This is a genomic window from Polyangium jinanense, from assembly GCF_028435365.1.
Genome location: NZ_JAGTJJ010000049.1, coordinates 1 through 12,374, shown reverse-complemented (window position 1 = coordinate 12,374; position 12,374 = coordinate 1). Strand labels below are relative to the sequence as shown.

Below are 12,374 nucleotides of genomic sequence, written 5' to 3'. Positions count from 1 at the left end.
TCGGCTAGGGAAACCGGCGTTTCCCGCGTCGCGATAGTTGCTTGCGCGTTGGGGAGCGGGGCGTTAGCCTCATGATCGCCCTAGGCCCGTTCGTCGTCGAACTCTGACAGCCCGCTTTGCTCGCGGTCGCTCGATCTGTATCGGCTGACGGTCGCTCGTCTGTGTGGTCTCGAAGCGATCCGATGCACGGCCCGGGTCGCATCCGGGGAAGGTCAGGAGAGGTCGTGCATCGGGTGGTCTGAGGATGAGCAAGCGACTGTACGTGGGCAATTTGGCCTTCCACTCCACTGAGGAGAGCGTCCGCAGCGCTTTCCAGCAAGCCGGTGTGGAGGTCGTCGGTGTCCAGGTCATGACCGATCGGGTGACGGGGCAATCGCGCGGGTTCGGTTTCGTGGACGTGGCGGGCGACAAGGAAGCGCAGGCGGCCATCGACGCGCTTCATGGCAAGAGCCTGGACGGGCGCACCCTGACCGTGAACGAGGCGCGTGAGCGCACGCCGGGCGGCGGCGGCGGCGGTGGTGGCTTCCGCGGCGGTGGCGGCGGCATGGGCGGCGGCGGCGGCGGCGGCTACGGCGGCGGCGGTGGTGGCGGCGGCGGTCGCGGCGGTGGCGGCGGCGGTCGTGGCGGCGACCGGCGCGGCGGTCGTGGCGGCGGCGGCGGCCGGGATCGTGGCGGTCGCGGCGATCGCGGCGATCGCTGGTAAGACGTGAGGGCCCGGCGAGAGCCGGCCCGAAAGAAAGCGCCCCGGAGCCGAGGCTTCGGGGCGCTTCTGTTTTGTGCGCGTGCTCAGCGCTTGAACGGCTTCTGGCCGGCGAAGATCTGCCCCTCGCCGAGCTCGAAGCCGATGCGGAGCAGCTGGTTGTACTTCGCCACGCGATCCGAGCGGGAGGACGAGCCCGTCTTGATCTGCCCCGCGTTCGTGCCGACCGCGAGGTCGGCGATGAACGTGTCTTCCGTCTCGCCGGAGCGGTGCGAGATGATCGACCGATAGCCGCCTTCGCCGGCGGTGCGGATGCAGTCGAGCGTCTCGGTGACCGTGCCGATCTGGTTCAGCTTGATCAGGATGGCGTTCGCGATCCCCTCGGACATGCCGCGCGCGAGGCGCTCGGGGTTCGTGACGAAGAGGTCGTCGCCGACGAGCTGCACCTTCTTGCCGAGCCGCTCCGAGATGAGCTTCCAGCCCTTGTCGTCGTTCTCCGCGCAGCCGTCCTCGATCGAGACGATCGGATATCGATTCGCGAGATCCTCGTAGATCGCGACGAGCTCCTCGGGCGTCTTCGGCCCCTTGTCGAAGGTGTAGACGCCCTTCTTCTCGTCGAAGAACTCGCTCATCGCCGCGTCGAGCGCGAGGCCGATGTCCTCGCCGGGCTTGTAGCCGGCGGCCTCGATCGCGCGCACGACCTCTTGCAGCGCCGACTCGTTCGTGGCGAGCCGCGGCGCGAAGCCTCCCTCGTCGCCCACGGCCGTCACGTGCCCGCCCTTCTTCAGGATTCCCTTGAGCGTGTGGAAGACCTCGACGCCCATGCGCAGCGCCTCGTCGAACGACGCCGCGCCGTAGGGCACGATCATGAACTCCTGCACTTCGAGGCCGTTGTCGGCGTGCACGCCGCCGTTCAGGATGTTCATGAGCGGCGTCGGCAGGACACGCGCGGCGGCGCCGCCGAGGTACCGCCAGAGCGGTAAATCCACGGTGTCGGCCGCGGCGCGCGCCACGGCCATCGAAACGCCGAGGATCGCGTTCGCGCCGAGCTTGCCCTTGTTCGGCGTGCCGTCGGCCTCGATGAGGACCTTGTCGACGGCGGACTGATCGAGGGCGTCCATGCCCACGACGGCGGGGCCGAGGACGGTATCGACGTTGCGAACCGCCTTCGACACGCCCTTGCCCAGGTACCGCTTCTTGTCGCCGTCGCGCAGCTCGACGGCCTCGTAGGCGCCGGTGGAGGCTCCGCTCGGGACCGCGGCGCGCCCCAAGCCGTTGGTCGTCCTGACCTCGACCTCCACCGTGGGGTTGCCACGGGAATCGAGGATTTCACGGGCCATCACGCTCTGAATCTCGGACATGAGAACGCTCCTTCGGCAGAGGGCCGGCAGCATAGCGTGGTGGGCACGCTGGCGAACAGGGGCCGATCGCCACAGAAGTCTTCCTCCCCGGGGCGCGAGTCGCGTTATGCTCCCCGGCCGCGTGGAACGTTCGATCGGCGTGTATGGCGAGGAGTTGCTCCTCTGGATCTGCTCCGTGCGCCAGTCCCCGAGGCGTCCGCCCGCGGAGCATCTGCTCCAGCAGGCGAACTCCTTGATGAACGAGCTCAAGAGCTCGAAGGTGACCGACGAGCTGCCCGTCGTTTCCGCCGACGATGGCCAGTTCGCCATCGCGGCGATCATCGACGAGATCGCGATGAGCCTTCCGGACTTGCGTCCGCTCTGGTCGCAATACTCGCTGCAGGCCACACGCTGGTACACGACGAACGCGGGCGTGGAGTTCTACCAGCGCCTCGAGCGTGTGAAGGAAGGACCGAAGAGCGTGCTCGCCACGTACTACGTGGTGCTCGGCCTCGGCTTCCTCGGCAGGTTCGGTTTGCCCGGACAGGTGCAGTACGGCGCGACGCAGACGCGTATCGACGTGGCGCGGATCCTCGGCGTCGATCCGGATCGCGACTGGCACGCGGGCGCGCTCCGTCCCGTGCGCGAGGAGACGGTGCGCCCGATCGACCACCAGACGCCGTGGTGGAAATCGCTGTGGATGGCCCGCGGGATCGGGATCTTCTTCGTGGTCGTGGGCTTGACCCTGGTCATCGTCTCTGCCGTCGGGGGCAAGTGATGGCGAACGAGATCGGCCCGTTCACGCAAGAGATCGACGCGCTACTCGCGGCGATCGCGCAGAAGCACCCGAGCAAGAAGCCGCCCTACCAGGTGCCGATCTACCTCGTCGTCGGCGAGCCGGGGACGGGGCGATCGACGGCGATCCGCTCGCAGTTCCTCACGTGGTCCGGCGGTGACGGCCCCTTGCCGCCCGCGTCGTCGACGCCGTTCTGCACGTACTGGATGGCCGACGAGTGCGCGTTCATCGAGCCCGAAGGTCACGTGATGGGCCCACGCCGCGATCCGGCGTTGCTGCAGGCGCTCTGCGAGGAGCTCTTGCGCAAGCGGCCGCGCGAGCCGCTCGACGCGCTCATCCTCGTGCTCAACGTCGCGGCCTTCGCCGACCTCGACGAGGCGGGCGTGCAGGCGTACGCGAAGAACTACCGCGACGTGCTCGTCGAGATCGGTCGGCACCTCGGCGGTGACGTGCCCACGTACGTCATCCTCACCCGCTTCGACACGGTCTGGGGATTCGCCGACGTGTTCCAGTGGACGCCCGAGCGCAAGCGCGAGGATCCGTGGGGATTCACGCTGCACCAGGAGGTGGCGCCGCAGGACGCGCTGCCGAAGATCCGCGAGGAGATCGACGGGCTCGCCGCGCGCTTCGAGATGTTCTGCTTCGCCAAGCTCTCGGGCGAGGAACACGTCGACACGCGCATCCGCGCTTATCAGCATCTCGTGGAGGTGCGCGAGCTACTCGACCGACTGCGCATCCTCTTCGGCGTGCTCGCGATGCCGAACGCGTACGAGCGTGTGCCCTGGTTCCGCGCGCTCGCCATCGGCAGCGCGGTGCCCGGCGTCGGCGATCGGCAACGCGCGGGCGTGGCGAGGTTTCAGAGCATGGGCCTCTACCCGGCCTCGATGCCCCAGGGCATGCGGCCGGGCGGGCTGCCGATCCACGCGCTCGTCAAGACGGTCACGTTGCCCGAGAAGGAGCTCGTGCCCCTGCGTGTGCGCTGGCGCGACGACCTCGCGACGTTGATCCTCGCCGGCTCCGCGCTGCTCGTGTGGATCGCCGCGATCATCGTCGCGGGCGTGAACCGCTAGAACATCGATCGGTTTGCAACCGCTCGATGTTCTAGCTCTCTTGTCCCGAGGGGGACGCCTCGCGTCCCCCTCTCGTCCGGGCAAAGCCCGGCCGATTCACCCCCCGAGGGAAGATCGCTTCGCGATCTTCCGAGCATCGAACCGGTCGATGCTCTAGCGCCCGCGGGCGAGCTCGATCTCCATCGAGACCCACGCGTCGAGGTCGGGCTCGGGCTTGAAGAGGCCGAGGTCGAACTCGCGCCCGTTGATCAGGATGAACGGCGTGCCCATGAGGCCCGCGCGATCCGCGTCCGCCTTGTCGCGCTCGATCGTCTTCGTCGCCGCCTCGGATTGCATGTCCGCGCGCAGCTTGCCCATGTCGAGCCCGAGCTCCTCGGCGAGCTCGCCGATTGTCGCGTCGCCGAGTTTGTCCTGGTTCTCGAAGAGCTCGTGCTCCATCTCCCAGTAGCGCCCCTGCTTCTGCGCGGCGTAGGCGGCGCGGGCCGCGACCTCCGCGTGGGTGTGCCGCGGCAGCGGGTAGAACTTGTGCACGAGGCGCACGTCGTTCTCGTGCGCCGCGGCGACACGCTCGACGATCGGCACGATCCTTCGGCACGCGGGGCACTCGAAGTCCGACCACACCATGATCGTGACGGGCGCGGTCGCGGAGCCCTTCGTCGGCGAGCCGGCGACGTCGACCGTGGTGACCTTGTTCCCGAAGCGGATCTCGTAAGCGCGCGCCGCGTCGGCGCGGCCGAGGCCGGCTTTCACGCGCTCCGTGATGAAACGGGCCGCTGGCTCGCAGGCCTTGCAAGAACGCTTCTCGTCGAGGCAGGTGGAGATCGGCACGGCCTGATCGGGGCAGGGGGCGATCTGCTCGTCGAGCAGCCGTTCGACGGTCTCGCGTTCGCGCGGCACGAGATCGTCCATTTCCTGCGGCCGCTGGATCTGGAGGGCGCCGCCGCTGTCCGCGTGCTGGCTCCCGCCGCACGCGCTCGCGAGGAGCGCGGAGACGAGCAGGAGCGGGGAGAGGGTTCGGAAAGTCACGCCGCGCATCTTACGTCCACAATGGGGCTTCGGCTCGCCTCACGGCGGCCTTCGCCCCAACCCCACACCGCCGCGGGCGGATCGGCTTTGCCCCCCTCGACGCCGGACCGCGGTCGGGGTATTCACCGGCCGAACGTGCACGACGCCGCACCGCCTCCCCCGACACCCGCCAAGACCAGCGCGCCGATCTCCGTCCGCGACGCCGGCAAGAAGCGGCTGCGGTGCCCGACGTGCCTGGAGTCCGTGACGCCGGGCCTCGAGCTTTGCCCCGAGTGTGACGAGCCCCTCGCGGCCAGCAAGAGCCTCAAGGCCGGCGCGACCACGGCCAAGGCGCCGAGCTGGCTGTCGCTCCACTGGCGTCCGCTCGTCACGGGCCTCGCGATGGCCGGCGTGCTCGCGACCGGCATCGCTCTGCGCAGCCTCGCCCCGGGCCGCTTCCTCCCGCCGCGGGCCGCTTCGCGTTCGCCGACCGTCGTCACGCCGACCTGCACCTCGCCCTGCTGGCACGGCGAGGCCTGCCAGGTCGGCCAGTGCGTCTGGCAAAAGCCGAACGACGTCGGGCACCTCGGCGAGCAGCCGCTCGTGACGGGGCCGTTCGCCCTGCCGAAGGACGTTTCCGACGCCTTGCCGCTCGACGCGGATCGCTTCGCGCTCGCGCTGCTCACGGGCATCGAGGTGCACGACGCGCGCACGGGCGCGCTGCTCACGCTCGTCAGCGACGCGCCGCAGATCAAGGGCCTCTACCGCGTCGGCGAGCACCTCTACGCGACCTCGCCGCAGAGGCTCTACGTCGTCGATGCGGCCTCGATGGGCCTGCAGAAGACGATCGATCTCGGCGCGATGGTCGGGCAGGTGTCGGTCGGGGCGAACGGGCGGCGCGCGCTCGTGTCGCTCCCGTCGGCGCACGCGGTCGCGATCCTGGCGACGGAGTACCACGCCGAGATCGACCGCATCCATTTCGGCGACGACCCCGTGGGGCCGATGGGCGTCGACGACACGGGCACGCGCGCGCTCGGCACGACGGGACAGGTCCCGCTGCCGGGCCTGCGAGATCCCGCGGGCGGCGCCGTGTACGCCTTCGATCCGAGCCGGCTCGCGTCGCAGCAGGATCGCGTGCGCACGTCGATGCTGGGCAATCCGGTCAGCGTGCTCATGACGCCCGAGGGCAGCGCGAGTTACGTCGTCCTGCGCGCCGAGGACGCGCTCGTGCCGCTCGAATGGCTGCCGTCGGGGGCGGTGCGCCGCCGCGAGCGGATCCAGACCTGCGACGAGCCCGAGCAAATCGAGCTCGTGCGTCGTGGCCGCCGCGCGCTCGTGCGTTGCCACGAGGGGCGCGCGCTCGAGGTCTTCGACCTCGCGAAGGGCGAGCTCGCGCGGCACATCCCGTTCAACGGACGTGCGACCGACCTCGTGGTCACGCCCGACGGCGAGCAGGCCCTCGTGACGCTCACCGGCGACGGCGCGGGCTCGCTCGCGATCGTGGATCTCGAGTCCTACGCGGTGAAGCTCCTTCCGCTCTCGGGCGAGCCCAAGCGTGTGCGGCTGACGCCGGACGGCCGCATGGCGCTCGTCTTCTCGGATTGGGCCAAGGTCGCGTGGGTGGTGCGATGAGCCAGCAGCGCGTCCCGTGCCCTGCCTGCAAAGCGCCGATCGTCTTCGGGGCGCGCAAGTGCCGCGCGTGCAAGGCGTGGCTCGTCCCGGAGGCGCAGCCGCGCGTGCCGCGCGTGATCCTCGGCGGCATCGCGCTCGCCGGGACGATCTTCGCCGTCGTCGTCGGCGGCCGCGAGTCCCCCGTGGGCGAGGCGCCGCCGCTGACGAACCTCGATCCTTCCGGCTCGAGCAGCGCCGCGGGCGCGCCGCGTCCCGGCTCGATCGGCCCCGAGATCGAGGCCGAGCCCGAGCCCACGCCGGCCGACCCGCAAAAGCGCTGGAAGACCCGCGAGATCCGCCTCGGCGACGCCCACCCGCTCGACGTCGTCTTCCACCCGAAGGGCACGAGCGTCTACGTCAGCGCCGACGACGCCACGCTGCGCGAGTACAAGCTCAAGACGGGCGAGCTCGTGCACAAGGCCTCGATGCCCGCGCAGGGCGACGAGATCCGGATGATCTTCGACCGGTACGTCGCGGTCCTCCGGCACGAGGACGCGGCGCGCATCCCGGTGATGGACACGTCGTCGTGGGATCGGGATCCGGTGCTGCTCGACGTCGGCAAGAGCCCGGGCGAGATCGTCCCGATGCCGGACGGCCGCAGCGTCGTGGCCTCGACCATCGACGGCAAGCGTGTCGCGCGGTTCGACCTGCCGACGGGCGTGCGCCTCGCGGACATCACCTTGCCGCACGCGACGGGCCAGCTCTTCCTCGTCCGCGCCGAGAACCGCCCGTACATCGCGGCGATGGGCGCGCTCTCGCACGGCGGCCGCGCCGCGGGCGCGTGGATCGACCTCTTCGACCCGAGCGAGGAGCCTTTCGGCGCCACCCGCCGCAGCATCTTCGTTGGCCGCGAGCCGCGCGCCGGCGCGATCTCCCGGGACGGCAGCACGCTCTTCTTCCCGGACCGCGTCTCGAACAAGGCCGTGCTCCTCGACATCGCCGCGACCACGCAGGTCAAGTCGACGGCCGTTGGCTTGGGCCCGCAGCAGGGGTTCCTCCTGAACGACGATCGCCTCGGCGTCACGCTCGACAGCAAGGCGCGCACGGTCACGGTCGTCGACCTCGCCACAATGAAGGTCACGAGCACACTCATGCTCGACGGCTCGCCTTGCGCGGGCGCGGCCTCGCCGGATGGCCGTACGCTCTTCGTCGCGCTCGGCGGCACCGAGCGACCCCCCAAGGGCAGCGGCGTGGCCGTCATCGCTGGCGAACCGCTTCGCATCGTCGCCACGATCCCCACGGGACCTGGCGTCTGCGCCGTGGATGTCACGCGCGACAGCTCCCGCGCCGTCGTCGCGTCCTATTACGACAAATCGATCCTCGTGCTCGAGCAATGAGCCCGCGGCGCGCTCGCCCGGTTCAGCCCGCGCCCTCGACGTAAGCGTCGACCTCGATCTCCACGAGCATGTCCGGCGCGATGAGCCGCCGCACCTCGACCATCATGGCGGCGGGCGCGTGGGCGCCGACCATCTCCTTGTGCGCGCGCCCGATCTCGGGCCACCGCTCGATGTCGGTCACGTACATCCGCGTGCGCACCACATCCGCGAGGGACCCGCCCACCTCCCGAAGCGCCGCCTCGATGATCTCGAAGCAGCGGATCGCCTGAGCATATGCGTCTCCCTTGGCGTGCGTCCCTCCGCCCACCGCGACGGGCGCCGTCCCGCCCACGTACACGTGCGGGCCGACGGCCACGGCCCGGCAATACCCTACGCGTGCCTCCCACTCTGCGCCCGAGAACACCCGTCGTTTTTGCATGGCCTGGGTATACCACGGCCCGGCTGCTTCACGGGCGCGCCCGAGAATGGGGCGGTCATTGCGTCGACGTTCGCGGCGAAAGGAGCGAGCGCCAGCGCTCGCGGCTTTCGGGATCGAAGATGGCATCGGCCACGACGTCAGGACCGTCCACCCGCAGGTGTTCGGCGAGCTGCTCCTGCTCGTCCGTGCGGAGCGGGCGCCGGAGCCGTCGCTCGACCTGGCGTGCGAGCACCGCGAGCTGGCCCTGGGCAAACCCCTCCACGCGGCCCTCCTCGATCCCCATCGCCTTCCCTTCTCTGTAGATCCGGTTTTGCATGACGATCTCCCGCGACAAACAGGAGTGTACCACATCCGCGAGCCCTCGCTCTCTCTTATCCGCATCCGCCAGCGCGACCATGGCCGCGCCGAGTTCCGCGAAGTCGCGCTCGTTCGTCCGGGCACGCAGGTCCTCCAGCACCGTCTCCAGATTGCGCGCGTCCGCGTCGGCGGCGAGCGGCGTGAAGATCATCCAGAACGCACTCCCGCGGGCCTCGAGCTCGGCCACGGTGCGCTGATAGACGGGCTCGATCCGGAAATGCACCCCGCAAAACGGAGCTTTCGCCGGGGAAGTCCGGTACGCCGCGTGCGCAGGCCACGGTTCTTCCCGACGGACAGGACGATCACCACGCTCTCGATCGGCAGCGGCTTGCCTCGGCCCCCGCGCGCCTCGTCTGCCGCGGCGAGCGCCGTCAGGTTGTGATATTCGAACACCCGGAACGCGATTTCCTCGGTCATCGTGAGCGTCCACTCCGCGTGGAGAAGTCGCCGCTCGTCGCCGACCTTCACGGAGAGCGCGCGATCGAGCCTCCGCTGGCGCCCCGTCACCTGCGTCTCCACCCATCCGAGGGGCTCGACGATCGTCTGGTCCGCGTCGCAGAGCGCGCGTGCCACCTCGCGAGCGAATTGCCGGGATACGTGGCGGAGCACGAGGTCGACATCGTCGTCGAGCCCCGCCTCGCCCTTCCGCTTCCTGGGCTGCATGCCGCGCCCCCATGGCGAACGACGTGCCAGGAAAAAGCCCCGCTTTCGTGCATGAAAATGCCGCTCGGGGGGGGACGGCGCCATGGCGGGGGCTGGCGGCCGCCGGGGAGCGCCGAACCATCGTGATCTCGGGCGCGCCTCGTGCCACCATGCGCGCGCTTTCCTCCCGCCCTCCGAGCCGAATCATGAAATCCCCTCGCTCGCTCCTCGCGCTCCTCGCCACGACCGTCGCTTGCTCCGCCGCGCCGCCGCCGCCCGCGCCGCCCCCGGCTCCCTCCGCCGCCGCCAAACCCACGGCCGCCGCGCCCGCGCCCGACCTCCCCGCGCCTCCCGCCGGCCTGCGCCTCCCGCGCGCCGTGCATCCGCTTCGTTATGCCGCGACGCTCACCCTCGTCCCCGGCGACGACGTCCTCCGCGGTGAGATCACCATCGACCTCAGCCTCGCCGAGCCCACGCGTGTCCTCTGGCTCCACGCCGAGCGCCTCACCGTCGAGGAGGCCCGCATCGAGGCCGCCGCCAAACACCTCCCGCTCCGCGTCGTGCCCACGGAAGGCGACCTCGTCGGATTCGCGCTCGACACCCCGGCGCCGCCCGGTTCGGCGCGCCTCGTCGTGAAGTATCGCGGCGCGATATCGTCCCTCGACGATCACGGCGCCTTCCGCGAGGAGGCCGACGGCACCTCGTACATCTTCTCCCATTTCGAGGCCACCGCCGCGCGCCGCGTCTTTCCTTGCATCGACGACCCCGGCGTGAAGGTCCCCTGGCAAGTCTCGCTGCGCGTCCGCGAAACCGACGTCGCCCTCTCGAATACGCCCGCCCTCGGCGAGACCAAGGAGCCGGGCGGCATGAAGCTCGTCCGCTTCGCGCCCACGCCGCCTTTGCCGAGTTACCTCGTCGCCTTCGCGGTGGGGCCCTTCGAGATTGTCGACGCGGGTACGGCCGGGAAAAACAAGGTCCCGGTTCGTGTCGCCGTCCCGCGCGGCGCGGCCGGCAAGGCCTCGTTCGCGGCGAAGACCACGCCGCCGCTGCTCGGAATGCTCGAAGAGTACCTCGGGACGGCCTATCCCTACGAAAAGCTCGACGTCGTCACCATTCCTCGCCTCTCCTCGTTCGGCGCCATGGAAAACCCGGGGCTCGTCACGTATGGCGCCCGCGGCTCGCTCGCCGCGCCGGCCGACGAGACGCCCATGTTCCGGCGCGGATTCACCGCGACCATGGCCCACGAGCTCGCCCATCAATGGTTCGGCAACCTCGTCACCATGGACTTCTGGGAGGACCTCTGGCTCAACGAGGCCTTTGCCACCTGGATGGGCAGCAAAATCGTCGATCGCTTCTCCCCCTCCTGGCGCGAGGACACCCGCCGCGTCGCCTCGGCCTCGTATGCCATGGGCGAGGACGGCCTGCTCAGCGCGCGAAAAATCCGGCAGGAGATCCGCACCCAGGACGACATCGCCAATGCCTTCGACAGCATCACCTACCAGAAAGGCGCGGCCGTCCTCCGCATGTTCGAGGCCTACGTCGGCCCCGAGAAATTCCAGCGCGGCGTCCGCCGTTACCTCGGCGAGCACGCCCACGGCAATGCGAAAGCCGCCGATTTCCTGAGCGCGCTCTCCGCCGAGACCAGCCCCGAGATCGGCCCCGCGTTCGCCACCTTCCTCGACCAGCCCGGCGTCCCGCTCGTCAAGGCCGAGCTCTCGTGTGAGAAGGGCAAACCCCCGCGCGTAAAACTCTCGCAATCGCGCTGGCTCCCGGCCGGATCCGCCGGCGCCGCCGAATCGACCTGGCAGATCCCGGTTTGCCTCCGTTATGGTCCCGGCCCCGAAGCGCGCGCCTGCACGCTCCTCACCACGAAGACGGCCGAGCTCCCGCTCGAAAAGGCAAAATCGTGCCCCGCGGCGTTTGCCCTGAAGGACGAAGGCGTCGGTTACTACCACGTCGATCTCGGAAAGGCGGACTTCGCGCGGCTCCTCGGCAAGCCCGGAAAGTTCCTCGGTTTGCCCGAGCGCCTCTCGCTCCTCGACGACGCCTCGGCCCTCGTCGAGAGTGGCGCCCTCGTCCCCGGTGACATTCTCTCCCTCGTCCCCGACGTCGTCGCCGAGCCGGATCCTCTCCTCGAGCGCGGCGCGGCCGCGCTTGTCGCCCGCGTCCGCGACGCGCACGTCCCTGCCGACCTCCGCCCGCGCTTCGCCCATTTCGTCTCCCGCACCTTCGGCAAGCGCGCTCGCGCCCTCGGCATCCTCCCGAAGCCCGGCGAGGACGAATCCATCACGTTCCTCCGTCCCCTCCTCGTCTCGCTCGTCGCCGATCGTGGCGAGGATCCGGCCCTGCTTGCCGAGCTCCGCGCCCTCGCCGCGCGTTTCCTCGCCGACCCCGCTGCCGCCCCGCTCGACATTGCCGGCCCCGCGCTTGCCCTCGCGGCGCGGCACGGCGGCGATCGCGCGCTCTTCGATCGATTGCGCGAGGCTGCCAAGAAAGAGCGCGACGAGCGCCGCCGCGGCGCCTTCCTCGAGGCGCTCACGAGCTTCCGGGATCGCGCCCTCGTCGACGAATCCCTCGCGCTCGTCCTCGACGGCGGCTTCGATCCGCGCGACGCCGTGTGGCTCCTCGGCCAGGACGAGCGAATGCTCGAACGATCCCTCGGGTACGTCGAAAAGAACTGGAGCACCCTCGTCGCGCGCATGCCGACCGAGGCGCGGGGCTTCCTCCCCCTCGTGTTTCAGGGCTCCTGCGACGACACGAACCGCGCCGCCGTCGCGCGCGTCTTCGAGGGCCGCGTCTCCGAGATCGTCGGCGCGCCGCGATCCCTCGCGCAGTCGCTGGAGTCGATCTCGCTTTGCGTGGCGCAGCGGCAGAAGCTCGAACCGAGCCTCCGGGCCTTTCTCCAGAAATACTAGTACATCATCCCCAAAGTTCGTAGTGGTTCACGCGATCGGCATGAGCATCCAGCTGAAGGAACCGTGGAGGAGGTCGAGCAGCGGCTCCTGCTCGCGGTGCTGATAGGGCGTGGGCTCCCAGCG

The 12,374-nt window shown here is 70.0% G+C and carries 11 protein-coding genes; 6 read left to right on the top strand and 5 right to left on the bottom strand.

The window, feature by feature from the left end:
• Positions 1-244: 244 nt before the first annotated feature.
• The gene (locus KEG57_RS42370) at positions 245-703 is read left to right on the top strand and encodes an RNA recognition motif domain-containing protein (protein WP_272422002.1); all 459 of its coding nucleotides are present in this window, start codon (positions 245-247) and stop codon (positions 701-703) included.
• An 83-nt stretch (positions 704-786) separates the two neighbouring features.
• Here the strand turns inward: KEG57_RS42370 and eno are convergent, their stop codons facing one another.
• The gene (gene eno, locus KEG57_RS42365; protein ID WP_272459560.1) at positions 787-2,061 is read right to left on the bottom strand and encodes a phosphopyruvate hydratase; all 1,275 of its coding nucleotides are present in this window, start codon (positions 2,059-2,061) and stop codon (positions 787-789) included.
• Between the two features lie 121 nt (positions 2,062-2,182).
• On the opposite strand from eno, the gene KEG57_RS42360 reads away from it, so the two are divergent.
• The gene (locus KEG57_RS42360; RefSeq protein ID WP_272422006.1) at positions 2,183-2,818 is read left to right on the top strand and encodes a DotU family type IV/VI secretion system protein; all 636 of its coding nucleotides are present in this window, start codon (positions 2,183-2,185) and stop codon (positions 2,816-2,818) included.
• Positions 2,818-3,906, top strand: coding sequence for a type VI secretion system protein (locus KEG57_RS42355; protein ID WP_272422008.1), 1,089 nt, complete (start codon positions 2,818-2,820; stop codon positions 3,904-3,906). The genes KEG57_RS42360 and KEG57_RS42355 overlap by 1 nt, the downstream gene beginning before the upstream one ends.
• 153 nt (positions 3,907-4,059) lie before the next feature.
• Here the strand turns inward: KEG57_RS42355 and KEG57_RS42350 are convergent, their stop codons facing one another.
• Positions 4,060-4,932 carry a DsbA family protein gene (locus KEG57_RS42350; RefSeq protein ID WP_272422010.1) on the bottom strand — a complete coding sequence of 291 codons (873 nt, stop codon included), beginning with the start codon at positions 4,930-4,932 and terminating at the stop codon, positions 4,060-4,062.
• Between the two features lie 135 nt (positions 4,933-5,067).
• Between KEG57_RS42350 and KEG57_RS42345 the strand changes: the two genes are divergently transcribed.
• Both KEG57_RS42345 and KEG57_RS42340 read left to right on the top strand, forming a co-directional pair.
• The gene (locus KEG57_RS42345) at positions 5,068-6,543 is read left to right on the top strand and encodes a YncE family protein (protein ID WP_272422012.1); all 1,476 of its coding nucleotides are present in this window, start codon (positions 5,068-5,070) and stop codon (positions 6,541-6,543) included.
• Positions 6,540-7,919 carry a beta-propeller fold lactonase family protein gene (locus KEG57_RS42340; protein WP_272422014.1) on the top strand — a complete coding sequence of 460 codons (1,380 nt, stop codon included), beginning with the start codon at positions 6,540-6,542 and terminating at the stop codon, positions 7,917-7,919. Before KEG57_RS42345 ends, KEG57_RS42340 begins: the two co-directional genes overlap by 4 nt.
• 22 nt (positions 7,920-7,941) lie before the next feature.
• Here the strand turns inward: KEG57_RS42340 and KEG57_RS42335 are convergent, their stop codons facing one another.
• From KEG57_RS42335 to KEG57_RS42325, 3 genes are read right to left on the bottom strand one after another with little or no spacing between them, the layout of a single operon-like run.
• The gene (locus KEG57_RS42335) at positions 7,942-8,337 is read right to left on the bottom strand and encodes a RidA family protein (protein WP_272422016.1); all 396 of its coding nucleotides are present in this window, start codon (positions 8,335-8,337) and stop codon (positions 7,942-7,944) included.
• Between the two features lie 55 nt (positions 8,338-8,392).
• A complete protein-coding gene (locus tag KEG57_RS42330; protein ID WP_272459559.1) occupies positions 8,393-8,917 on the bottom strand; it encodes a hypothetical protein in 525 nt (174 codons plus the stop codon).
• A complete protein-coding gene (locus KEG57_RS42325; RefSeq protein ID WP_272422020.1) occupies positions 8,842-9,357 on the bottom strand; it encodes a hypothetical protein in 516 nt (171 codons plus the stop codon). Before KEG57_RS42325 ends, KEG57_RS42330 begins: the two co-directional genes overlap by 76 nt.
• Positions 9,358-9,542: 185 nt before the next feature.
• Between KEG57_RS42325 and KEG57_RS42320 the strand changes: the two genes are divergently transcribed.
• Positions 9,543-12,251 carry a M1 family metallopeptidase gene (locus KEG57_RS42320; RefSeq protein ID WP_272422022.1) on the top strand — a complete coding sequence of 903 codons (2,709 nt, stop codon included), beginning with the start codon at positions 9,543-9,545 and terminating at the stop codon, positions 12,249-12,251.
• Positions 12,252-12,374 lie beyond the last annotated feature (123 nt).